This window comes from Nocardioides sp. WG-D5 (assembly GCF_054031175.1).
Genome location: NZ_CM132928.1, coordinates 3,930,838 through 3,954,266, shown reverse-complemented (window position 1 = coordinate 3,954,266; position 23,429 = coordinate 3,930,838). Strand labels below are relative to the sequence as shown.

The window sequence follows — 23,429 nt, the reverse complement described above, 5'->3', positions numbered from 1 at the left end:
TCGCGATAACGATACTCATCGGTAACCTCGCCCGCCCAGGTAGAGACGACAATGTCACATACTCCCTGCGTACAAGTTCGGGTCTGAGGGGTAGTAGCGTGCGTGCCGTGGCAACCACGACTCTGATCAAAGGCGCGCGGTCGACGCGCTCGACGATCGCCCTGAAGCTCCTTATGGCGGCCAGCGGCATCGTCTTCATCCTGTTTGTGCTCGTGCACATGTACGGCAACCTCAAGGCCTTCAGCGGCGAGCTTGCCTTCAACGAGTACGCCGAGCACCTGCGTACGTTCGGGGAGCCGATGCTGCCGTACGGCGGCCTCCTCTGGATCATCCGGGTGGTGCTCCTGGCCTCGCTGGTGGCGCACGTCGGCTCGGCGATCGCACTCGCGAAGCGTGCGCACGCGCAGCGGCCGGTGAAGTACGCGGTGAAGAAGAACAAGGCTTCGTCGCTCTCCTCGCGCACCATGCGCTGGGGCGGCGTGGCGCTGTTCCTCTTCCTCGTCTGGCACCTGCTCCAGTTCACCATCGTGAAGATCAACGTGGGTGCGGGCGGACAGGCTCCTGACGTCACCGAGAACCCCTACCGGCTGCTGATCAACGCCTTCCAGCCGGAGCAGTGGTGGATGGTGATCATCTACCTGCTCGCGATGCTCGCGCTCGCGTTCCACCTGCACCACGGCACCTTCAGCGCCATCCAGACGCTCGGGTTCACCAACACCGCTGAGTCGCGTGCCAGGGCCCGCGTCGCCGGCTGGGTCGTCGCGATCGTGGTCGCCGGCGGCTTCTCGCTGGTCCCCCTGTTCACCGTCTTCGGCGTCATCTCGTAAGGACATCTGACACATGGCTGCTGGAACCCACTACCTGCCGGGCCTCACTCCGACCAACGAGGCACCGGTCCAGAAATCCGACGACGCCGCGGGCTACTACGTGCTCGGCGACAAGCTCGTCGACCCGAAGGCTCCGACCGGTCCGATCGAGGAGCGCTGGACGACCCGCAAGTTCGAGAACCGCCTGGTCAACCCGGCCAACCGCCGCAAGCTGTCGATCATCATCGTCGGCACCGGCCTGGCCGGCGGCGCCGCCGCCGCCACGCTCGGCGAGGCCGGCTACAACGTGAAGTCGTTCTGCTACCAGGACTCCCCGCGTCGCGCCCACTCGATCGCCGCCCAGGGCGGCATCAACGCCGCCAAGAACTACAAGGGCGACGGCGACTCGGCCTACCGGCTCTTCTACGACACGGTCAAGGGCGGCGACTACCGCGCCCGCGAGTCCAACGTCTACCGCCTCGCCGAGGAGTCGGTGAACATCATCGACCAGTGCGTGGCGCAGGGCGTCCCGTTCGCCCGCGAGTACGGCGGTCTGCTCGACAACCGCTCGTTCGGTGGCGTGCAGGTGTCGCGTACGTTCTACGCCCGCGGCCAGACGGGTCAGCAGCTCCTCATCGGCGCCTACCAGGCCATGGAGCGCCAGGTCGCGGCCGGCACGGTGGAGCAGTTCACGCGTCACGAGATGCTCGAGCTGATCGTCGCCGACGGCAAGGCCCGCGGCATCATCGCCCGTGACATGGTCACCGGCGAGATCGAGACCCACCTGGCCGACGTGGTCGTGCTCGCCACCGGCGGCTACGGCAACGTCTTCTACCTCTCGACCAACGCGATGGGGTCCAACGTCACCGCCACGTGGCGTGCGCACCGCAAGGGCGCCTACATGGCCAACCCCTGCTACACGCAGATCCACCCGACCTGCATCCCGGTGACCGGCGCCCACCAGTCGAAGCTGACCCTGATGTCGGAGTCGCTGCGTAACGACGGCCGCATCTGGGTGCCCAAGAACGCCGAGGACTGCGCCAAGGACCCGCGCGACATCCCGGAGGAGGACCGCGACTACTTCCTGGAGCGGATCTACCCGTCCTTCGGAAACCTGGTCCCCCGCGACATCGCCTCGCGTGCCGCGAAGTACATGTGCGACGAGGGCCGCGGTGTCGGCCCGGAGGTCGAGGAGACCCAGCCCGACGGCTCGGTGAAGAAGTTCCGCCGCGGCGTCTACCTCGACCTGGGTGCCGCGATCGAGCGCCTCGGCAAGGCCGCCATCGAGGAGAAGTACGACAACCTCCTCGACATGTACGAGCGGATCACGGGTGAAAACCCCTACGAACTGCCGATGCGCATCTACCCCGCCGTCCACTACGTCATGGGCGGTCTGTGGGTCGACTACGAGCTCTCGACCAACATCGAGGGCCTGTACTGCACCGGTGAGGCCAACTTCTCCGACCACGGCGCGAACCGCCTCGGTGCCTCGGCGCTGATGCAGGGTCTGGCCGACGGCTACTTCGTGCTCCCGAACACGATCCGCGAGTACCTCGCCGACGGGCCGTTCGAGCCCATCTCCGAGGACCACCCGGCGGTCGTCGAGGCGAAGCAGTCGGTCCAGGAGCGGATCGACAAGTTCATGTCGATCAACGGCACCCGCTCGGTCGAGTCGATCCACAAGGAGCTCGGCCTGATCATGTGGGAGTACTGCGGCATGGAGCGGACCGAGGAGGGCCTCAAGAAGGCCATCGGCCTGATCCGTGAGCTCAAGAAGGAGTTCTGGACCAACGTCAAGGTCCTCGGCTCGGCCGACTCCCTCAACCAGGACCTCGAGAAGGCCGGCCGTGTCGCCGACTTCATCGAGCTCGGTGAGCTGATGTGCATCGACGCGCTCAACCGGCGCGAGTCCTGCGGCGGCCACTTCCGCGCCGAGTCGCAGACCGAGGACGGCGAGGCGCTGCGTCACGACGACGAGTTCGCCTACGTCGCGGCCTGGGAGTTCGGTGGCGAGGACGGCGCCCCGATCCTCCACAAGGAGGACCTGATCTACACCGCCATCGAGATGAAGCAGAGGTCGTACAAGTGAAGCTCACCCTCAAGATCTGGCGGCAGGCCAACGCGTCCGAGAAGGGTGCGCTCAAGACGTACGAGCTGGACGGCGTCTCGCAGGACATGTCCTTCCTCGAGATGCTCGACCTGCTCAACGAGCAGCTCCTGCACAACGACGAGGAGCCGGTCGCGTTCGACTCGGACTGTCGCGAGGGCATCTGCGGCATGTGTTCGCTGATGATCAACGGCCAGGCGCACGGCCCGGAGGTCACCACGACCTGCCAGCTGCACATGCGCTCGTTCAACGACGGTGACACCATCACCATCGAGCCGTGGCGCGCCGCGTCGTTCCCGATCGTCAAGGACCTGATCGTCGACCGCTCGGCGTTCGACCGGATCATCCAGAACGGCGGCTACATCTCGGCCAACACCGGCTCGGCCCCCGAGGCCAACTCGGTGCCGGCTCCGCGCGACAAGGCCATGCGGGCGTTCAACACGGCCACCTGCATCGGCTGCGGCGCCTGCGTCGCCGCCTGCCCCAACGGCTCGGCGTCGCTGTTCCTCGGCGCCAAGATCACCCACCTCGGTGAGCTGCCGCAGGGTCAGCCGGAGCGCTACTCCCGCGTGCAGTCCATGGTCGGCCAGCACGACGCCGAGGGCTTCGGTGGCTGCACCAACATCGGTGAGTGCGCCGCCGCCTGCCCCAAGGAGATCCCGCTCGACGTGATCTCCCAGCTCAACAAGGACCTGCGCAAGTCGCTGATCCTCGGCTGACCAATCTGGTCGCCGGACGCCAGAAGGGCCGCTCTCCTCGGAGAGCGGCCCTTCTGCTGTGTCGAGGTCAGGCGACGGTGAGCTTGACCTCGATGTTGCCGCGGGTGGCGTTGGAGTAGGGGCAGACCTGGTGGGCCTGCTCGGCGAGCTGCTGGGCGGTCGCGGCGTCGGCGCCGGGGATGGTGACCTCGAGCTGCACGGCGAGGCCGAAGCCGCCCTCACCGTTGCTGCCGATGCTGACGTCGGCGACGACCTCGGAGTCGGTCATGTCGACCTTGGCCTTGCCGGCGACCAGCTTGAGCGCCGAGTGGAAGCAGGCGGCGTAGCCGGCGGCGAAGAGCTGCTCGGGGTTGGTGGCACCGCCCTCGCCACCCATCTCCTTGGGGACGCGGACGTCGGCGTCGATGAGACCGTCGGTGGACTGGACGTGGCCGTTGCGGGCGTCGCCGGTGCTGACTGCGGTGGCTGTGTAGAGAGGTGTCATGTGCACAACTATATTGCGCACAACTTAATAGCGCAAGGGAGTAGACTGGTGAATGTGTCCGGACGTACCTATCCCCAGCTCGCGCTCGACCTACAGCTCTGCTTCCCGCTGTACGCAGCGACCCGAGCCGTCACGAAGCGCTACGTGACGCTGCTCAAGGGGACAGGCCTGACCTATCCGCAGTATCTGGTGATGCTGGTGCTGTGGGAGGCCGAGGAGCCGCTCTCGGTGACCTCCCTCGGCCAGCGGCTGCGGCTCGACTCCGGCACCCTGACGCCGCTGCTCAAGCGGCTCGAGACCGCGGGGCTGGTGAGCCGCGACCGCGACCCCGGCGACGAGCGCCGGGTGCTGGTCAGCCTCACCGAGGAGGGCCGCGCCCTGGAGGAGCAGGTCTCCGGTGTGCCGCATCAGCTCGGCGCGTCGATGGGGATCACCCGTGACGAGGCGCTCGCGCTGCGCGACCAGCTCACCGAGCTGGTCGACCACCTCGACACGGCCGAGTCGTCCTGAGCGTCCTATCCCCTGGTCAGCAGCCGCTGCACGCCGAGCTTGATCAGCAGACCGCCGAGCAGGACGTCGACGACCACGAGCACCGCGTGGGCGATGTAGTAGGGCTTGGGCCGGCTCTGCTCCGGGTCCTTGGCCGTCTTGACGAGGTTGCGGCCGAAGTTGGTCCAGATGGCGATCGTCCAGATCCCGATGACTAGGAGGAGCGCGCCGTCAGTCTTCTCGAGCTTCATGGTCCGACTCTCTCATCCGCTGGTGTCGTCTGAAGCGGCAGCCCGGTCGGGATCGTCCGAATCGGCCGGAGTCGCCCCGACGTGCGCATACGAGGCGGCGTACAGGATCACCATCGAGGTGTAGTGGATCCAGACGACCAGGATGAGGGCGATGCCGAATGCCTGGAACGCGGGCTGCCCCTGGGTGGCGTTCAGCAGCAGGGTCGAGGCCTGCTTGAGGACCTCGAAGCCGATGGCGCCGAGCACGGCGCCCGCCCACAGGGGTCGCTTCGGGGTGTCCTTCTGGGGCGCCAGGTGGAACATCGCGAAGAAGAGCACGGTGTTGGCCGCCAGGCCGAGCACCAGGGAGAGGAGCACGATCAGCCAGCCGAAGCCCTCGTCGAGGCCGATCCAGTCCAGGACGTTGACCGAGAACGTACGGATGAGGCCGGTGAACGCGACTGCGACCAGCATGATCAGGCCGAGCAGGATCAGCGCGGCCAGGTCGCGGACCTTGGCCATCAGGAAGCCCGGCTGCTCCTCCTCGGGCACCAGGAAGACCGCCTCGAGCGCCTTGCGCAGCCCGTCGATGAAGCCCAGGCCGGCGTAGAGCAGACCGAACGCACCGACGATCCCGACCGCTCCGGCGGCTCGCTCGATGTCGGCGATCTTCAGCTGGCCGGGGCTGTCCCCGACCAGGCCGGGCAGGACCTGGTCGATCGCCTCGACGAGGTCGCTCTCGGCACCGCCGTAGACCTTGGCGATCTGGCCGACCGCGAAGAACGCCAGCGCGAGGATCGGGAAGGTCGACAGGAAGCCGAAGTAGGTGATCGCGCCGGCCTGCTGAGAGGCCCCCACCTCGCCATAGTGCTCCTGCGTACGCATCACCCGGTCCAGTGCCGGGAAGCGAGCACGCAGCTCGGCGATCTTCGCCTTGATCTTCTCTTTGTCGAGCATCCCGAGGTCCCCATCCGTCGTTCGTAGGCGGACCCGAGCCCGCCTAACCGGTCAGTGCTGCTCTCAGTGCGAACTCCCGGGTCGGGCGCCAACCGTCCGTGTCGTCGTGGACATAGAGGTGGAACTCCTCGACCGACCACTCGCACTCGAAGTCGGCCAGCTCACCGAAAGCCTTGTCGAGGCTAGCGTCGGGAAGGTCGTGGGCGATCGTGACATGCGGGTGATAGGGAAACGTGAGCTTCTGGTCGAGCGGACCCTGCCGGACCGTGTTGGCCAGCTGCTCACATCCCGAGATGCCCTGGACCACAGCTACGAACACCACGGGTGAGACCGGCCGGAAGGTGCCGGTGCCGCGTAGGTGCACGCCGAACGGAGCCACCCTCGAGGCAGCCTGCTCGAGATGGCTCTCGACGTCCGGCAGCAGATCGTCGTGGATCTCGGTCGGTGGCACAAGTGTGATGTGCGTCGGGATCATGGTCGCCGTCGCGTCCCCGAGAGACGTCCGGTAGTCCTGGAGCTGACTTGCCCACGGCTCCGGGATAGCGATGGCAACACCGATGGTGCGCATGCGCCGACCTTACTAGCCGAGAGGCGCCGCGGGGGCCACAAAGCCAACCCGCTCGTAGACGTCGGCCAGAGTCTTGCGGGCGACCGCACCCGCCTTCTCCGCACCCTGCGCAAGGATGCCGTCGAGATACTCCCGGTCCTCGAGGACCTCGAAGGTCTTCTCCCGGAACGGCGTGACGTAGTCGACGACGACCTCGGCGAGATCCTTCTTCAGGTCGCCGTAGCCCTTGCCGGCGTACTTGCCGACCAGGGTGTCGATGTCGGAGCCGGTCAGCGCGGAGTAGATCCGCAGCAGGTTGGAGACGCCCGGCTTGGCCTCCTCGTCGAAGCGGATCTCCATCTCGGAGTCGGTGACCGCGGAGCGGATCTTCTTCGCCGAGACCTTCGGGTCGTCGAGCATGTCGATCAGACCGCTCGGGCTCGAGGCCGACTTGGACATCTTGATCGACGGGTCCTGGAGGTCGTAGATCTTCGCGACCTCCTTGAGGATGTAGGGCTCGGGGAGACGGAAGGTCTTCTTGTAGCGGCTGTTGAACCGCTGCGCGAGGTCGCGGGTCAGCTCCAGGTGCTGGCGCTGGTCCTCGCCGACAGGGACGTACGCCGGGCGGTAGAGCAGGATGTCGGCGGCCATCAGCATCGGGTAGGAGAAGAGGCCGACGGAGGCCGCGCCCTCACCACCCTTGGCGGACTTGTCCTTGAACTGGGTCATCCGGCGGGCCTCACCGAAGGAGGTGATGCACTGCATCACCCAGCCGAGCTGGGCGTGCTCGGGGAGGTGGGACTGGACGAAGATCGCGGACCGCTCCGGGTCGACACCGGCGGCCAGCAACTGGGCGGCGGCCCGCCGCGTACGCTCCCGGAGCACCTTCGGGTTCTGCTCGACGGTGATCGCGTGCAGGTCGGCGATGAAGAAGAACGGCTCGTGCTCCTCCTGCAGGCTCACCCACTGCCGAACGGCGCCGAGATAGTTGCCGAGGTGGTAGGAGTCCGCGGTCGGCTGGATGCCGGAAAGAACCCTGGGCCGAGTGGTGGGAGCGGTGCTGCCGGTCATGTGCGCATTCTGTCAGCCGGTCGCCGAAAGGCTCGAAATGACAGAGGATCCTGCCCGCGGCACTGATCTGCGTGCCGGCCATGGGCCTCGACGCCCCCCGTGATCAACGTCGAGGACCATGGTCGCCCGCAGTCTTAGAGGCCGCGAGCAGGATCCGCATGACCCATCAACGACGGATCCTCGGCGGGGTTATCGAACAAGTGCATCCAATTTCTTACGAGTTTGTGGACCTCCTGAGAGGCTCTACTCAGTGCAGATTCGATGCTCCGTCAAATGCCCGTTCCCTGGATGACACACGCTCCTGTTAACGTGGTTGGTCGACCCGCGGATCCTCCAAGGGGTCCGCAGCCTCGGGCCAGCTGCCGAATCGGCCTCGAGGCCAGGCGACCCCCGAGGAGACTTGTGAACGACACGTCCGCTGCCAATGCGCGCATGCTGCTCGCGACCGATCTGGACGGAACCTTCCTAGCCGGCGACCCCGAGGCGAAGGTCAAGCTCTACCAGACGCTGAGCCGCCGCGAGGACGTACTCCTGTCCTTCGTCACCGGTCGTGGGCTGGAGTCGGTGATGCCGCTGCTCGCCGACCCGACCATCCCGACGCCCGACTTCATCATCTGCGACGTCGGCGCGACCATCGTCACCGGCCACGACCTGCTCGCCGTCGAACCGATCCAGCAGGAGATCGCGGCCAAGTGGCCCGGCGAGCTCGCCGTCCTGGAGAAGATCGGCGACCGACCCGGCCTGGTGCGCCAGAACGTGCCCCAGGATCGCCGGGTCTCCTACTTCTGCGACCCCGAGGCCGTCACCGACGACCTCGCCCCGCTGGTCGCGGAGATCGGCTGCGACCTGCTCTACTCCCTCAGCCACTACCTCGACGTGCTGCCCGGCGGGATCAACAAGGGCCACACGGTCACCAAGCTCGTCGAGCACCTCGGCATCCCCAAGGACCGCGTGCTGGTTGCCGGCGACACCCTCAACGACCTGGCGATGTACGACATCGGGTTCAACGGCGTCTGCGTCGGCGAGGCCGAGGACAAGCTCCTCGACGCGACCCGCGACCAGGAGCGTACGTTCCACGCCACCTCCCCCGGCACCGGCGGGATCCTGCAGGCGATCAGGCGCTTCAACCTGCTCGACGACGAGCACATCTACGACCCGGAGAACGACGCCGACGACCCCGGGAAGTCCGACCTCGTCATGGTCTACCACCGGCTCCCCTACGACGAGGTGATCGAGGAGGGAGAGGTCAAGCGTCGCCGCCCGAAGTCACCCAACGGCATCATCCCGACGCTGCTGTCCTTCTTCACCGAGCGCACCGGATCCTGGGTCGCCTGGTCGATCGACGACCCCAAACGCGGGAAGTTCGCGACGCACACGGTGGTCGACCCCAAGCTCTATCCCGGCCTGGTGGCCTCCCGGCTGCCGCTGTCGAAGAGGGACGTCGACGTCTTCTACAAACGCTTCTCCAAGGAGGCGTTCTGGCCGTTGCTGCACACCTTCTGGGAACGCGCGAAGTTCAAGGAGGAGGACTGGAAGGTCTACTGCCGGGTCAACAAGGCCTTCGCCGAGCAGGCGGCGGCCGAGGCGGCGTACGGCGGCATCGTCTGGATCCACGACTACAACCTGTGGATGGTGCCGGCCTACCTGCGTGAGCTGCGTCCGGACGTGAAGATCGCGTTCCTGCACCACACCCACTTCCCGGGCGCGGACGTGTTCAACGTGGTGCCGTGGCGCCGAGAGATCATCGGCTCGCTGCTGCAGTGCGACTACATCTCGTTCCACATCCCGCGCCAGGTCGAGAACTTCGTCGACGTGGCCCGCGGCGTGGCACCGGTCGAGGTCGTCGAGACCGAGGACTCGGCGCCGCGGTTCCGCACCTACGGCTTCGCCCTCGGCCTCGACACCATGCCGTCGGTGATCGACGTCGGCGGGCGGCGCGTGCACCTGGGCGCCAACCCGGTCAGCGTCGACACCAAGCGGATCGAGCAGACCCTGGCCTCCTCGGCGGTGCAGGCCTCGATCGCACGGGTGAAGGACGAGTTCGAGGGTCAGCGGATCGCCCTCGCGGTCTCGCGACTCGACTACACCAAGGGCGTGCTGCAGCAGCTCGAGGCCTTCGAGCGGGCTCTGCTCGAGGACCCCTCGCTGCTGGGCGAGCTGTCGCTCGTGCTGGTGTGCGTGCCCGCGGCCGGCGAGATGACCGTCTACAAGACCCTGCAGAACCAGATCGAGCAGGCGGTCGGGCGGATCAACGGCCGGTTCTCGCGGATGGGCTGGATGCCGGTCCACTTCTACTTCCGGCCGATCCCCTTCGAGGAGCTGCTGGCCTACTACGCCAACGCCGACGTCATGTGGATCACCCCGCTGCGCGACGGCCTCAACCTGGTCGCGAAGGAGTACGCCGCGGTCCACGGTCTCCGCGGCACGAGCGGCACGCTGGTGCTCTCCGAGTTCGCCGGGGCGGCCGCCGAGCTGCGCGGCGCGGTGCTGACCAACCCCCACGACGTCTCCGACATGGTTCGGGTCTTCCTCCAGGCCGTCGACATGGACGAGGCCGAGGCCAAGGACCGGATGCGCGGGCTGTGGGACACCATCCGCCACCACGACTCCAAGGCCTGGGCCGACGGGTTCCTGGCCGCGGTCGAGGCCGCGACCTCCAACACCCCGGGCGACGAGGTCGAGCTCTAGGACTGGGCCCGCCGCCGGTGGATGCTGATGCTCCACACCAGCACCAGCAGCCCGGCGGCGGCCAGGCCTGCGCCGACCAACGGCGCCTCACGGACGCTCCAGACGTCGAGGGCCACGCCGCCGGCGAAGGCGCCGAGCGCGTTGGCGATGTTGAGGCTCGCGTGGTTCATCGCGGCACCCAGGGTCACCGCGTCGTCGGCGACGTCCATCAGACGCACCTGCAGGTTGATCACCAGCACCGACGCCACCGCGGTGGTCAGGAAGGCGACCGGCGCGAGCCACCAACCGGCCGGGGCGACCAGCCAGAAGAGCGCCAGCACCGCCACCATCCCGAGGCTGCTGGCGAGCAGTGAACCCATCACCGACCAGCGCGCCAGTTCCCCCGCGATCCAGGTGCCGACGACCATCCCGGTGCCGAACGCGAAGACGAACCACGGCACCGCGCCCGCCGCCAGTCCGGCCGTGTCGGTCACGATCGGGGCGATGTAGGAGTAGGCGGCGAACATGCCGCCGAAGCCGATCGCGCCCGCGAGCATGGTCAGCCAGACCTGCTTGTTGGTGAAGAACCGGCCGGCCTCACTGCGGCCGGTCGCGTTGGGGTCGCCCGGGAAGTGGGGCACCGAGAACTGCACCAGGACCACGGTCAGCAGGGCGAGGCCTGCTGCGGCTGCGTACGGGGCTCGCCAGCCGGCGGTCTGGCCGAGCCAGGTGGCGAACGGGACGCCGACCACGTTGGCGACCGAGAGCCCGAGCATCACCAGGGCGACCGCCCGGCCGCGGTGCTTCGGGGCGGCCATCGAGGTCGCGACGATGCTCGCGACACCGAAGTAGGCGCCGTGCGGCAGCCCGTCGAGGAACCTCGCGACCAGGAGCATCTGGTAGTCGACGGCAGCCGCGCTCAGGACATTGAACAGCGCGTACGCCGCCATCAGCGACAGCAGCAGCCCCTTGCGCGGAAGGTGGGCGACGAAGAACGAGAGGATCGGTACGCCGACCACGACTCCGACCGCGTAGGCGCTGATCAGGTGGCCGGCCGTGGAGGTGCGGACACCCACGCCCTCGGCGATCTCGGGCAGCACGCCCATGGTGACGAACTCGGTCGTACCGATCGCGAAACCACCCGTCGCGAGGGCGATCATCGCGATCGCGAACCGGACGGGGGTGACCTGCCTCAGGGCGGTCTCGGTGCTGGCGCTGTCGGTCACTACGGCTTAACCTTCCGCGATTTGGGGGCTATTCCGCGAATCGGTGTGACTCGGGTCCCGCTTCTCCACGCTTCTGTCAATCTTGGTTGACATCGCGGATCTGTCAACCTACATTGACATCATGACGGATGCCAAGGATCTCGCCGAGTCGGCCGCGAGCGCCGACCCGCGCACCGGACTGCGAGCCGCGCTCGCGCTACGTCGCCTCGCCGACTCGCTGGAGCGGCTGCAGGTGGCGAACGCCCGTCGACAGGGATGGGCCTGGCAGGAGATCGCCGACGCGCTGGAGGTCAGCCGGCAGGCGGTCCACAAGAAGTATGCGAAGGAGCTGTGATGTTCGAGAGGTTCACCAAACAGGCCCAGCTGGTCGTGGTCGAGGCACAGGGCGTCGCCCGAGAGCTGAACCACACCCAGATCGACACCAACCACCTGTTGCTGGCGATGCTGGGCGACCCCGAGAATCCCGCCGCCCGGGCGCTCCTCGAGGCAGGCATCGACCGCGAGCGGTTGCGCTCGGAGGTCGCGAAGGCCCACGACCGCCTCGGGCCCGACGACGCCGAGGCGCTCGCGGCTCTCGGGATCGATCTCGACGCCGTCCGGGAGAAGGTCGAGGAGGCCTTCGGCCCCGGAGCCCTGGACAAGAGCGGACCGCGGCGCCGCGGCGGGCACATCCCCTTCTCCAAGGAGGCCAAGAAGACCCTCGAGCTCTCGCTCCGCGAGGCGATCCGGCTCAAGGACCGCTCGATCGGCACCGAGCACATCCTGCTCGGCATTCTGCGGGCGGAGGGGGAAGGACATGCTGCACTACGGGCCCTCGGCGTGGATGTTGCTGCGCTGCGCCGCACGCTCGAGCACGGCGAGGCCGCCTGACGCCGAAGCGCCAGACGGCCTGCCGAGGCGGCGATCAGCCGGCGAGGTGGGACCAGGCCGGGGCCAGCTCGGCCCACGGACCCACGGCCGCGACCTCGCCGTCGACCATGACGACCACGCGGTCGGCCTGGGCGAGAGCGGCTCGCTTGGAGGTGGCTCCGATGACCGTCGTGTGCCGGTCGCGGAGCGCCCGCCAGAGCTCGATCTCGGTGGCCGCGTCGAGCGCGCTGGAGACGTCGTCGGCCAGGAGCAGCTCGGTGTCGGCGGCCAGCGCCCGCGCCAGGGCGAGACGCTGGACCTGACCCCCGGAGAGGCGTACGCCACGGTGACCGACGATCGCGTCCGCACCGCCCGCCTCCTTGACGTCGAGCTCGAGCCGCGCGTCGGCGACCGGGCTGTCGAAGGGTCGGTCGTGACCCAGACGGATGTTGTCGGAGAAGGTGCCGGAGAGCACCCGCGGCACCTGGGCGACGTAGGCGACCTGACCGGGCCGCAGGAAGGCCTGCGGGTCCTCGACCAGCTCGTCGTTCCACCGGATCGTGCCGGTGTGCTCGATCAGGCCGGCCAACGACGCCAGCAGGGACGACTTGCCCGAGCCGACCTGCCCGACGAGCAGGACCAGCTCGCCACGCTCGATGGTGAGCGAGACGTCCGAGACACCGATCGTGCCGTCGTCGTGGACCGCCGACAGGGCCGAGAGCTCCAATGAGTGGAGCGGCACCTGATCGACCGGACCCGGATCCGGCGCGTCGCCGGAGACCAGGTCGACACCCGGCGGCAGGTCCATCAGGTCCCGGCCACCGGCGAACCGGCTGGTCTCCCTCTGCCACGCACGGGTGCCCGGCGCCTCGGTGACGACCATGCCGGCCACGCGGCCGAACCAGTCGAAGCCCGAGACCGCGTTGGCCACCAGCAGCGCGGTGGCCAGGCCCCAGCCGCCGCCGAAGTAGATGCCCCACGCAGCCACGACACCGCACTGCACCATCAGCGCGGGCACCCCGTCGAGGAACGCCTGCACCCGGTGCTCCTTCACCGCCGCCTCCACGCGACCCGAGTCCACGTGCTGCAGGTGGGCGTGGACCTGCGGGGTGGCCGCGGCCAGCTTCACCGTGCGTACGGACTCCAGCGCCGAGACCACGGCGCGCCCGAACCGGGCACGAGCGGCGGAGGAGGCCGCGGCCGAACGACCGGCGATCGGCCGACCGACCGCGGAGGCCAGGGCCGAGGCGACCATGACGACCAGGAGCACGGCGCCCGCGAGCGCGGTGCCGGCGAGCAGGGCCGTGATCGTCGCGATCACCAGACCGTTGACGAAGTCGACCCAGCGGTCGGCGTAGCGGGCGTAGCGGTCCGCGTCCATCGACCGCGCGACGACCTCACCCGGCGGCGTACGCGTCAGGCGGTGCTGGCGGGTCTGGCCGTAGAGCACGGCCATCCGGGCCCGCAGCATGACCTCGATCCACCAGCGCGGGTAGCGGTAGAAGGCGTCGGCGAGCATCAGCGGGGCGGCCAGCAGGCTGACGACCAGCAGCACCGACAGCACGGTCGGGCTGCCACCGTCCTGCAGCGACTCGACGATCCGACCCCACAGGAGTCCGGTGAAGGCACCCTGCGCACCGGTCATCGAGGCGAACAGGAAGAGCAGCGCACCCGCGACTCCCCACTCGGGGCGCAGGAACAGGACGTGCAGCATGCCGCGGGCGAGCGACGGCCCGGTGCCGACCTCCGGGAGCTCCGGCGGAGCACCCGAGCGCCGCTTGCCGCCGACCCCGGAACTGCCCTCGGCGACGTGGTCGAGGGTGGAGTGGTCGACGGGCTTGGCCTCCGGCGAGGGCGAGTCGTGGTGATCGGTGCGACTGGCCTCGAGCAGGTCGTGGAACGGCCCCGGCGCGGTCGCCAGCGAGGCCCGCAGGCCATGCTGGATCACCCGGCCGTGGTCGAGCACGGCCACGTGCGGAGCCCGCTCGATCGTGGACAGCCGGTGGGCGATCAGGATGCCCGTGCGCCCGGTGAGCAGCCGGTCGGCAGCAGCGACCACCCGGCGCTCGGTGAGCGGGTCCATCCGCGCGGTCGCCTCGTCGAGCACGACCACGCGTACGTCGCGCACCAGCAGCCGGGCGAAGGCGACCAGCTGCTCCTCCCCCGCCGACAGCGAGGTGCCGCCGGGTCCGAGCAGGGTGTCGAGGCCCTCGGGCAGCCCCGCGACCCACTCCGAGAGCCCGAGCCGGGCAACCGCCCGCTCGATGTCCTCGCGCGGACGCGAGTCGTCGAAGAGCGCGATGTTCTCCGCGAGCGTGCCGGCCAGGATCTCCGTACGCTGCGTCACCACGCCCACGGAGGCGCGCAGCTGCTGCAGGTCGAGGTCGCGCACGTCCACGCCACCCAGGAACACCGAGCCGCGCGGCGGCTCGACGGCCCGGGAGAGCAGCGAGGCGAGCGTCGACTTCCCCGAGCCGGTGCGGCCGACCAGGGCGATGGTGTCGCCGGCGGGCACGGTGAGCGAGATGCCCTGGAGGGCGAAGGTGCCCTCGGCGTAGGAGAAGCTCAGGTCGCGCAGGTCGACCTCGAGCGCTCCCCCACCGGGCACCGGCTCGCCGCCCTCGGGCTCCGGCTCGGCGGCCATCATCTGGCGCAGCCGGATGACCGCGCCGAGGCCGGCCTGGATGTCGGGCAAGTGGTTGGCGAGCATCGCGATCTGACCGACGAACGTGCTCGTGACCAGGAAGAGCGTGACCAGCGCGCTGATCCCGAGCCGATCCGTCGCGGCGAGCGCCACCCCGGCCAGGCCGATACCGGCCAGGAGGGAGTGGAGCAGCACGCCGGCGCGACGGCCGACCTTCGCCTCGACCGTGACCACGGCCCGGAACTTCTCGTGGACCGTCGACGAGAGTCGCGCCACCCGGGCGACCACGTGGTCCTGGCCCAGGCTCGTACGCAGGTCGTCACGCCCCGCGATGCCCTCCTCGAGCACGGCGGCGTGGTCGGTCCAGGAGGCCTCCTCGATGACCTTGAGCCGCGAGATCTGGCCCAGCAGGCCGCGGATGACGAACCAGGTCACCGCGGCGAGGAGCGGGAACAGGATCGCTGACGGCCACCAGGTGAAGCTGGCCACGATCCACATCGGCAGCGCCGCGAAGACCGAGCGGAAGAGCATCCACAGCTGCCAGCGCAGCAGGTTGCCGACCTCGTGGGAGTCGTCGTCGACCCGGTCGAGGATCTCCCCGACGGCCTGCTCGCTCAGCTCGGAGAGCGGCTGTCGCATGGCGGCCTGGAGCACGTCCTCGCGCAGCTTGCCCTCGACCCGGTCGGAGACGCCGACCCAGGCGATCTTCGCCGTGGAGTCGACCAGCGAGGCGCCGATCACGCACAGCGCCAGCCACCCGACCAGGCTGGCGGTCGGGTTCTCGGCCAGCCGGCCGGCCACGACGGTGCCGATCGACTGGGCCACCATGGCAACCGCCAGAGCGAGCAGCGCAGCGACCGTCACCGGCCCCTTCAGGCGTCGCCAGTCGACCTGCCGGCTCGGGTCAGCAGGTTCGGCGGAGACTCCCAGAGCCTTGCCTGAGGTGGGCGCGGGCGGAGTCGAGAGGGTCGCAGTCATCAATAGATCACGGTAGGCGCGAGCACCGACACTTACCTAAAGGTTTTCCGCCTCTCGTCGGCGGAAAACACCATGCTGACCTGGACTTATAGGAATCAGAAGAAAGATCTGGAGAGCAAGGTCACCTCTGTCGGGAAGGTGTCCCGACAACGCACGACGGCCCGGCACGGAGTCCGTGCCGGGCCGTCGGGGATTGAATCAGAGAGAGTCGATCGCCTCGTTGAGCGTCGCGGAGGGACGCATCACGGCGGTGACCTTCTCGGCGTCGGGCAGGTAGTAGCCACCGATGTCGGCGGGCTTGCCCTGGACCGCGAGGAGCTCCTCGACGATCTTGTCCTCGTTGGCCGCGAGGGTCTCGGCAAGGCCCTTGAAGGCCGCGGCGAGCTCGGTGTCCTCGGTCTGCGCGGCGAGCTCCTGGGCCCAGTAGAGGCCGAGGTAGAAGTGCGAGCCGCGGTTGTCGGTGGTGCCGAGCTTGCGACCCGGGGAGCGGTCGTTCTCCAGGAAGGTCGCGGTCGCCCGGTCGAGCGCACCGGCGAGCACCTTCGCAGCCGGGGCCGAGGCCTGCTCGGCGTACTTCTCGAACGAGGGCACCAGCGCGAAGAACTCACCCAGCGAGTCCCAGCGGAGGTAGTCCTCCTCGACCAGCTGCTGCACGTGCTTCGGCGCCGAGCCGCCCGCACCGGTCTCGAACAGACCGCCGCCGGCGATCAGCGGGACGATGGAGAGCATCTTCGCCGACGTACCGACCTCGAGGATCGGGAACAGGTCGGTGTTGTAGTCACGCAGCACGTTGCCGGTGACCGAGATGGTGTCCTCGCCGTTGCGCAGGCGCTCGAGGGAGTACGCGGTCGCCAGCTCCGGCGAGAGGATCTTGATCTCGAGACCCTCGGTGTCGTGCTCGGTCAGGTAGGTCGTGACCTTCTTGATCAGCTCGGCGTCGTGGGCACGCGACTCGTCGAGCCAGAACACGGCCGGGGTCTTGGACTCGCGGGCACGGCTGACGGCGAGCTTGACCCAGTCGCGGACCGGGATGTCCTTGGTCTGGCAGGCACGCCAGATGTCGCCGGCCTCGACGTCGTGCTCGATCAGCACCTCGCCGGCCTTGTTCAGGACACGTACGGTGCCGGCGGCCTCGATCTGGAAGGTCTTGTCGTGGGAGCCGTACTCCTCGGCCTTCTGCGCCATCAGACCGACGTTGGGGACGGTGCCGATCGTCGCCGGGTCGAGCGGACCGTTCTTCTTCACGTCGTCGATGACGGTCTGGTAGACGCCGGCGTAGGAGGAGTCCGGGATCACCGCGAGGGTGTCGTCCTCGCCGCCGTCGGCACCCCAGAGCTTGCCGCCGTTGCGGACCAGCGCCGGGATCGAGGCGTCGATGATGACGTCGGAGGGGACGTGCAGGTTGGTGATGCCCTTGTCGGAGTTGACGTAGGACAGGCGCGGGCCGGCCTCGATCGCGGCCTTGAACGCGGCCTCGATCTCGGCGCCCTTCTCCAGGCCGGACAGACCCGAGAGGATCGCGCCCAGACCGTCGTTGGCGGAGAGGCCGGCGGCCTCGAGGTCGGCGCCGTACTTCTCGAAGACGTCCTTGAAGTAGGCCTTCACGACGTGGCCGAAGATGATCGGGTCGGAGACCTTCATCATCGTGGCCTTGAGGTGCAACGAGAACAGCACGTCGTCGGCCTTGGCCTTGGCGAGCGCGTTCTCGAGGAAGGCGTGCAGGTTGGCCGCGGACATGTACGTCGCGTCCACGATCTCGCCCTGGAGCACGGGCAGCTCGGCGAGCAGCGTCACCGTCTCGCCGTCGGCCTTCTCGAGCACGATGGAGAGGGTGTCGTCGGCCGGGAGGGTCACCGACTTCTCGTTGGACTTGAAGTCGTGGGCGCCCATGGTGGCGACGGTGGTCTTGGAGTTGTCCGCGAACGGCTTGTTGGTGTGCGGGTGGGCCTTGGCGTACGCCTTGACCGAGCCGGGCGCGCGACGGTCGGAGTTGCCCTCGCGCAGGACCGGGTTCACCGCGGAGCCCTTGACCTTGTCGTACTTGGCCCGGATCTCCTCCTCCTCAGGCGTGCTGGGCGCCTCGGGGTAGTCGGGGATCTCGTAGCCCTTCTCCTGCAGCTCCTTGATCGCGGCCTTGAGCTGCGGGATGGAGGCGGAGATGTTGGGCAGCTTGACGATGTTGGCTTCCGGCGTCTTGGCCAGGTCGCCGAGCTCGCCCAGCGCGTCGTCGGCCAGGCCGAACTGCGCCAGGATGCGCGCGGCCACCGAGATGTCACGCGTCTCGACCTCGACGCCCGCCTTGGCCGCGAAGGCCGAGACGATCGGGAGGAAGGAGTACGTCGCGAGCAGCGGCGCCTCGTCGGTGTGGGTGTAGATGATTCGTGCGGCCATGGGTGTGGCTACTCCTGACAAGTTGCGATCTGCGGTGCTGCGGACTTAGGTCGGGGACCCGGACATGAGAAAGTGCCTTGACGTCAAGATACCTGATGCTCGATGCGACACCGCCCCGCCCTACCTAAGCACCACGAAGTGCCGTCACAAAAGAGTTACTGTGTGTCAACACCTCCTTGTTGTTCAGGTGACTGCTGGTGCCTGAGTGCTTCTCGGGTGTCGATGGGTCTGACCGACGTCAACAGACATTGAAGGGTTTAAGGGGACATGACTGAGGAATCACTGTCGGCCGCTGAGCCGACCTTCATCCAGAAGATGGCAGCCGAGGTCATCGGCACCTTCATCCTCGTGTTCATCGGCTGCGGTTCTGTCATCGCGGTCGTGGCCGGCGCCGGCCACGCCGAGCAGCCGACCTGGGGACTCGAGGTCGTCGCAGTCGGACTGGCCTTCGGTATCGCCGTGGTGATGGGGGCCTACACCTTCGGCCGCATCTCCGGCGGCCACTTCAACCCGGCGGTGACCCTCGGCGTTGCGACGGCCGGCCGGATCAGCTGGAAGGACGCCGGCGCCTACATCGGTGCCCAGTTCGTCGGCGCGGTCATCGGCGCGATCGCACTGTTCCTCATCGCCCTCTCCACGGGCTACAACTCCTGGAACGACGGCGGCCTCGGCGCCAACGGCTTCGGCGACGGAGCCGGCACCGGCATCGTCGGCGCGATCCTGGTCGAGCTGATCCTCACCTTCATCTTCGTCTTCGTCATTCTCGGCGTCACCGACGTCCGGGCCGGCACCAACGCCGCCGCCGCGCCGCTCGCCATCGGTCTGGCGCTGGCCGCGATCCACTTCGTCGGCATCCCGCTGACCGGCACCTCGGTCAACCCCGCCCGCTCGTTCGGCCCGGCCCTCTTCTCGGGCACCGACGCACTGGCCAACCTGCCGGTCTTCCTGATCGTCCCGGCCCTCGGCGGCGCGCTCGCCGGTCTCGTCTACCCGCTGCTCTTCGACAAGGACGGCTCCGAGATCGCGGGTGCCGGCCTCGCCTTCGGTGGCGACAACCTGCGCCCGGCCGTCCCGTCCTGGGACTCCCAGGCTGCCGCCCCGGCCGCCCCCGCGGCTGCGGCTCCGGCGGCTCCCGCTCCGGCCGCTGCTCCGGCTCCGGCTGCACCCGCAGCTCCCGCGGCACCCGCCGCGCCGGCCACCCCGGCCGCACCTCCGGCTCCGGAGAACAGCGACCGCACCATCGTCTCCGGCGGTGCCGGTGGCGGCCAGCAGGCCTGGCAGCAGCCGACCCAGACCGCCGAGGGCGAGCTGCCGGTCTACGAGCAGGACGGCTGGCGCTGGGACTACGCGAAGCAGGAGTGGGTCCCGATCGAGCAGTGACCCGGACATAGAAGAAGGCCGTCCCGCTCGGGACGGCCTTCTTGCTGTTCCTGGGTCCTACTCGCCCGGGACGGTCACCGCGAGGATCCACAGCGCGCCCGCGGTCAGCGCCAGCAGCACCACGTCGAACCAGCGGTTGCGCACCGCCAGCATCCCGGCGTCCTTGGTGCGCAGCACCGCACGCCCCAGCGACGCGGCCCCCAGCCCGGCGGCGAGGACGATGATCCCCACCCGCCAGTGGCCGAAGCCGACCAGCCCGAGACCGACGATCGCAGCCGTCAGCACGCCGAGGTAGACGAAGCCGCCGATGGTCGAGGGGAAGCTGCGTACGTCTTTGGGGTCCGTCTTCTCATGCGCCACCGCCACCGGTGCGGGAGCCGCCGGTGTGGGGCTGAGCGGGGGATGGACGGACACGTGTCAGAGCCTTTCGACAGCCTTCTCGGCGCTGAGGACGATATTGGAGAGCAACATGGCGCGTGTCATCGGACCCACCCCACCCGGGTTCGGAGACACCCAGCCAGCCACGTCCCACACGTCCTCGGCCAGGTCTCCTGCGATCTTACCGTCGACCCGGGAGACACCGACGTCCAGCAGCGCCGCGCCCGGCTTGACCATGTCCTTGGTGATGATGCCCGGCACGCCCGCGGCGGCCACCACGATGTCGGCGTTGCGGGTGTGGGCGGCCAGGTCGCGGGTGCCGGTGTGGCACAGCGTGACCGTGGCGTTCTCGGAACGCCGGGTCAGCAGCAGCCCCAGCGGACGCCCGACAGTCAGCCCACGGCCGACCACGACCACCTCGGCGCCGTTGATCTCGACCCCGTGACGGCGCAGCAGCTCGATGCAGCCCACCGGGGTGCACGGCAGCGGGCCGTCCTCACCCAGGACCAGCTTGCCGAGGTTGTGCGGGTGCAGGCCGTCGACGTCCTTCTCCGGGGCCACCCGAGAGAGCAGCGCGAACTCGTCGAGCCCGGTCGGCTGCTGGATGAGGAAGCCGGTGCAGTCCGGGTCGGCGTTGAGGCGGTCGATCTCCGCCTCGACCTCTTCCTGCGTCGCGGTCGCCGGTAGGTCCACCCGGATCGACTCGATGCCGATCTCGGCGCAGTCCTTGTGCTTGGCGTTGACGTACCACCGGCTGCCCGGGTCGTCGCCCACCAGCACGGTGCCGAGCCCAGGCGTCACGCCCGCGGCCTTCAGCTTCTCCACCCGGTCGGCCAGCTCGGCCTTGATCGTCTTGAGGGTGGCGGTGCCATCCAGCTTCTGTGCAGTCACAGGAACCATCCTAGGCTCGCTCGACCCGAGCCTTGCGAAGGCCCACGCGCGTCAGGGGATCAGCCGCTCGCAGCCGTACTTGACCTCGGCCCGGCAGGCGTCGGTGCCGGCGCGCCCGTAGACCGTGTCCCGGCCACCGTCGCCGTCGAGCACGTTGGCGCCGGCCGTTCCGTAGACGATGTCGCGGTAGTCCGTGCCGTCGAAGTTCTCGAGGCTGGTGAAGGTGAATTCGTACGCCCCATAGTCCGTCGTTCCGGGCATCACCAGCGTGCGCCCGGTGCCCGCCGCGAGGTCGACGCGAGCACCGCCGGTGTCGGCGGCCCCGAAGAGAAGGGTGTCCGCTCCGGTGCCACCAACAAGTCGAACGCCGTCGCCATACGGCCCGAGCTTGTCGTTGCCCCCGTCGCCATAGCCCTTCCCCTTGGTGACGCCGATCCCGTCAGCACCCGGGCCGCCGTGGCCCTCGCCGCCCCACAGATGGATCCAGTCCCGTCCGTCGCCGCCATAGACGACGTCGCCCACCGTCTGACCGAACACCGTGTCGTCACCGGGACCGCCGAAGAGTCGGTCGACGCCCTCGTGGCCCGTCGAGTCGTCGATCTTGTCCGCGCCGAGTCCGCCGAAGATCCGGTCCTTGCCGAAGTTGCCGCGGATCGTGTCGTCCCCCGAGCCACCGCACACGATGTCGTTGCCCGCCTTGCCGAGAATGACGTCGTTGCCGGCACCCCCGACGATCACGTCCACCCCAGCGGTGCCGACCAGCCTGTCCGCAGAACTGGTGCCGACGATGGTGGCGGCCTTCCCGTCGCACGTCGCTGCGGCGCTGGCCGAGTTGAGCGCGAAGCCGACGGGGACGGCAGCAGCGGCTGCGAGGGTGATGACTACGGCGGCACGGCGAATCATTCGGCAGTTCTCTCTTTCGGGCGTTGAGGCAGCCCGACAGTAAACCCCGGGGCGTATGCACGCAGCCGATCCCGCACCGTGTTACCCGACGGTTGCAGGATCGGCTGCGAAGGGAGGATCAGTGCGCGAAGTGGCGCGTGCCGGTGAAGTACATCGTCACCCCGGCCGCCTCGCACGCCTTGATGGTGAGCTCGTCGCGGATGGAGCCACCGGGCTGGACGATCGCCTTGACGCCGGCGTCGATCAGGATCTGCGGGCCGTCCTCGAAGGGGAAGAAGGCGTCGGAGGCGGCGACGGAGCCGCGGGCACGCTCGGTGCCCTCGGCGAGGGTGTTGGCTCGCTCGACGGCCAGGCGGCAGGAGTCGACGCGGTTGACCTGGCCCATGCCGATGCCGACGGCGGCACCGTCGCGGGCCAGCAGGATCGCGTTGGACTTGGCGGCGCGTACGGCCTTCCAGGCGAACGCCAGGTCGGCCAGGGTCGCCTCGTCGGCGGCCTCACCGGTGGCCAGGGTCCAGTTGGCGGGGTCGTCGCCCTCGGCCTGGAAGGTGTCGGTGTGCTGCATCAGCAGGCCGCCGCTGATCGGCCGGGTCTCGACGCCGGTGGTCGCGAGCGGCTCGGCCACGAGGATGCGGATGTTCTTCTTGCCCTGCAGGATCTCGACGGCGCCGTCCTCATAACCAGGAGCGACGATCACCTCGGTGAAGACCTCGGCGACCTGCTCGGCCATCTGCTTCGAGACCGGTACGTTGGTGGCGATCACGCCGCCGAACGCGGAGACCGGGTCGCACTCGTGGGCGCGGCGGTGGGCCTCGGCGACGTCCGCGCCGACCGCGACACCGCACGGGTTGGCGTGCTTGATGATCGCGACGGTCGGCTGGTCACCCTGGTCGTAGGCCGCGCGGCGGGCGGCGTCGGTGTCGACGTAGTTGTTGTAGGACATCTCCTTGCCGTGCAGCTGCTCGGCGGCAGCCAGGCCTCCCGGACCGAAGCCCGAGCGGTAGAGCGCGGCCGGCTGGTGCGGGTTCTCGCCGTAGCGCAGCACCGCCTGGCGGTCCCAGGTCGCACCTGCCCACGCCGGGAAGCCCGAGCCGTCGGAGGTGTCGGTGAGCACGTTGCCCATCCAGGAGGCGACGTGGACGTCGTACGTCGCGGTGTGCACGAAGGCGGCCGCGGCCAGCGCCTTGCGCTGGGCGTAGGTGAACCCGCCGGCCGCGAGCGCGGCGAGGGTGTCGGCGTACTGCTCCGGGCTCGTCACGATGGCGACGGAGGGGTGGTTCTTGGCGGCGGCGCGGACCATCGAGGGGCCGCCGATGTCGATCTGCTCGACGACCTCGTCCGGGCCGGCGCCGGAGGCGACGGTCTGCACGAACGGGTAGAGGTTGGAGACGACCAGGTCGAACGGCTCGACCTCGAGCTCCTTGAGCTGCTCGACGTGGGACTCCAGGCGGCGGTCGGCGAGGATGCCGGCGTGCACGCGCGGGTGCAGCGTCTTCACGCGGCCGTCGAGGCACTCGGGGAAGCCGGTCAGGTCCTCGACCTTGGTCACCGGCAGGCCGAGGTCGGCGATCAGCTTGGCCGAGCCGCCGGTCGAGACGAGCTCGACGCCGGCGTCGTGAAGCCCCCGGACCAGGTCCTCGAGACCGGTCTTGTCGTAGACGGACACCAGGGCCCGCTTGATGGCGATCTTGTCCTGCACAGCCACTCCTCAT

Annotated in this window: 20 protein-coding genes; 8 read left to right on the top strand and 12 right to left on the bottom strand. The window is 68.8% G+C overall.

The window, feature by feature from the left end; genetic code table 11:
• The first annotated feature begins 107 nt into the window (after positions 1-107).
• Genes ACWZJV_RS19185 through ACWZJV_RS19175 form a run of 3 tightly spaced genes read left to right on the top strand, consistent with a single transcriptional unit; the run spans position 108 to position 3,632 of the window.
• Positions 108-827 (top strand): succinate dehydrogenase cytochrome b subunit, encoded by a 720-nt coding sequence (locus ACWZJV_RS19185; protein WP_457177901.1) that lies wholly within the window; start codon positions 108-110, stop codon positions 825-827.
• Between the two features lie 13 nt (positions 828-840).
• A complete protein-coding gene (locus tag ACWZJV_RS19180) occupies positions 841-2,895 on the top strand; it encodes a fumarate reductase/succinate dehydrogenase flavoprotein subunit (RefSeq protein ID WP_008364025.1) in 2,055 nt (684 codons plus the stop codon).
• Positions 2,892-3,632 carry a succinate dehydrogenase/fumarate reductase iron-sulfur subunit gene (locus ACWZJV_RS19175; RefSeq protein ID WP_008364027.1) on the top strand — a complete coding sequence of 247 codons (741 nt, stop codon included), beginning with the start codon at positions 2,892-2,894 and terminating at the stop codon, positions 3,630-3,632. The genes ACWZJV_RS19180 and ACWZJV_RS19175 overlap by 4 nt, the downstream gene beginning before the upstream one ends.
• A 67-nt stretch (positions 3,633-3,699) precedes the next feature.
• Here the strand turns inward: ACWZJV_RS19175 and ACWZJV_RS19170 are convergent, their stop codons facing one another.
• Positions 3,700-4,116, bottom strand: a complete 417-nt coding sequence (locus ACWZJV_RS19170; RefSeq protein ID WP_045549995.1) for an organic hydroperoxide resistance protein — start codon at positions 4,114-4,116, stop codon at positions 3,700-3,702.
• Between the two features lie 48 nt (positions 4,117-4,164).
• Between ACWZJV_RS19170 and ACWZJV_RS19165 the strand changes: the two genes are divergently transcribed.
• Positions 4,165-4,626, top strand: coding sequence for a MarR family winged helix-turn-helix transcriptional regulator (locus ACWZJV_RS19165; protein WP_008364030.1), 462 nt, complete (start codon positions 4,165-4,167; stop codon positions 4,624-4,626).
• Between the two features lie 5 nt (positions 4,627-4,631).
• On the opposite strand, the gene ACWZJV_RS19160 is transcribed toward ACWZJV_RS19165, so the two are convergent.
• The 4 genes from ACWZJV_RS19160 to trpS are packed head-to-tail and all read right to left on the bottom strand — an operon-like array spanning position 4,632 to position 7,410.
• A complete protein-coding gene (locus ACWZJV_RS19160) occupies positions 4,632-4,856 on the bottom strand; it encodes an SCO4848 family membrane protein (RefSeq protein WP_457177897.1) in 225 nt (74 codons plus the stop codon).
• 12 nt (positions 4,857-4,868) lie between these two features.
• Positions 4,869-5,792, bottom strand: a complete 924-nt coding sequence (locus tag ACWZJV_RS19155; RefSeq protein ID WP_457177896.1) for a YihY/virulence factor BrkB family protein — start codon at positions 5,790-5,792, stop codon at positions 4,869-4,871.
• 43 nt (positions 5,793-5,835) lie between these two features.
• Complete coding sequence (locus tag ACWZJV_RS19150) at positions 5,836-6,360, bottom strand: 2'-5' RNA ligase family protein (protein WP_008364033.1); 525 nt, start codon at positions 6,358-6,360, stop codon at positions 5,836-5,838.
• A gap of 12 nt (positions 6,361-6,372) precedes the next feature.
• Positions 6,373-7,410, bottom strand: coding sequence for a tryptophan--tRNA ligase (gene trpS, locus ACWZJV_RS19145; RefSeq protein WP_457177893.1), 1,038 nt, complete (start codon positions 7,408-7,410; stop codon positions 6,373-6,375).
• A 402-nt stretch (positions 7,411-7,812) separates the two neighbouring features.
• Here trpS and ggpS point away from each other — a divergent pair, with 402 nt between their 5' ends.
• A complete protein-coding gene (gene ggpS / locus ACWZJV_RS19140) occupies positions 7,813-10,098 on the top strand; it encodes a glucosylglycerol-phosphate synthase (RefSeq protein WP_457177891.1) in 2,286 nt (761 codons plus the stop codon).
• Here ggpS and ACWZJV_RS19135 read toward each other — a convergent pair.
• Positions 10,095-11,303, bottom strand: coding sequence for an MFS transporter (locus ACWZJV_RS19135; protein WP_457177889.1), 1,209 nt, complete (start codon positions 11,301-11,303; stop codon positions 10,095-10,097). The two genes, ggpS and ACWZJV_RS19135, sit on opposite strands and share 4 nt — an antisense overlap.
• A 121-nt stretch (positions 11,304-11,424) precedes the next feature.
• Here ACWZJV_RS19135 and ACWZJV_RS19130 point away from each other — a divergent pair, with 121 nt between their 5' ends.
• Together ACWZJV_RS19130 and ACWZJV_RS19125 are read left to right on the top strand one after the other, a co-directional pair.
• On the top strand, positions 11,425-11,637 hold the full coding sequence (locus ACWZJV_RS19130) for a helix-turn-helix domain-containing protein (RefSeq protein ID WP_008364037.1): 213 nt from the start codon (positions 11,425-11,427) through the stop codon (positions 11,635-11,637).
• Positions 11,637-12,173: a Clp protease N-terminal domain-containing protein gene (locus tag ACWZJV_RS19125; RefSeq protein WP_457177887.1), complete on the top strand. Its 537-nt coding sequence runs from the start codon at positions 11,637-11,639 to the stop codon at positions 12,171-12,173. The genes ACWZJV_RS19130 and ACWZJV_RS19125 overlap by 1 nt, the downstream gene beginning before the upstream one ends.
• 34 nt (positions 12,174-12,207) lie before the next feature.
• On the opposite strand, the gene ACWZJV_RS19120 is transcribed toward ACWZJV_RS19125, so the two are convergent.
• On the bottom strand, positions 12,208-15,774 hold the full coding sequence (locus ACWZJV_RS19120; protein ID WP_457177885.1) for an ATP-binding cassette domain-containing protein: 3,567 nt from the start codon (positions 15,772-15,774) through the stop codon (positions 12,208-12,210).
• A 198-nt stretch (positions 15,775-15,972) separates the two neighbouring features.
• A complete protein-coding gene (locus ACWZJV_RS19115) occupies positions 15,973-18,165 on the bottom strand; it encodes an NADP-dependent isocitrate dehydrogenase (RefSeq protein ID WP_457177883.1) in 2,193 nt (730 codons plus the stop codon).
• 267 nt (positions 18,166-18,432) lie between these two features.
• Here ACWZJV_RS19115 and ACWZJV_RS19110 point away from each other — a divergent pair, with 267 nt between their 5' ends.
• A complete protein-coding gene (locus tag ACWZJV_RS19110) occupies positions 18,433-19,545 on the top strand; it encodes an MIP/aquaporin family protein (RefSeq protein ID WP_008364041.1) in 1,113 nt (370 codons plus the stop codon).
• 57 nt (positions 19,546-19,602) lie between these two features.
• On the opposite strand, the gene ACWZJV_RS19105 is transcribed toward ACWZJV_RS19110, so the two are convergent.
• The 4 genes from ACWZJV_RS19105 to purH all read right to left on the bottom strand — a co-directional run bounded on the left by ACWZJV_RS19105 (position 19,603) and on the right by purH (position 23,416).
• Positions 19,603-19,959, bottom strand: coding sequence for a DUF3017 domain-containing protein (locus ACWZJV_RS19105; RefSeq protein WP_457177881.1), 357 nt, complete (start codon positions 19,957-19,959; stop codon positions 19,603-19,605).
• 3 nt (positions 19,960-19,962) lie between these two features.
• Positions 19,963-20,814: a bifunctional methylenetetrahydrofolate dehydrogenase/methenyltetrahydrofolate cyclohydrolase gene (locus ACWZJV_RS19100; RefSeq protein ID WP_457177880.1), complete on the bottom strand. Its 852-nt coding sequence runs from the start codon at positions 20,812-20,814 to the stop codon at positions 19,963-19,965.
• Between the two features lie 51 nt (positions 20,815-20,865).
• Positions 20,866-21,717: a calcium-binding protein gene (locus ACWZJV_RS19095; RefSeq protein WP_457177878.1), complete on the bottom strand. Its 852-nt coding sequence runs from the start codon at positions 21,715-21,717 to the stop codon at positions 20,866-20,868.
• A gap of 118 nt (positions 21,718-21,835) precedes the next feature.
• A complete protein-coding gene (gene purH / locus ACWZJV_RS19090; RefSeq protein ID WP_457177877.1) occupies positions 21,836-23,416 on the bottom strand; it encodes a bifunctional phosphoribosylaminoimidazolecarboxamide formyltransferase/IMP cyclohydrolase in 1,581 nt (526 codons plus the stop codon).
• Positions 23,417-23,429: the final 13 nt, after the last annotated feature.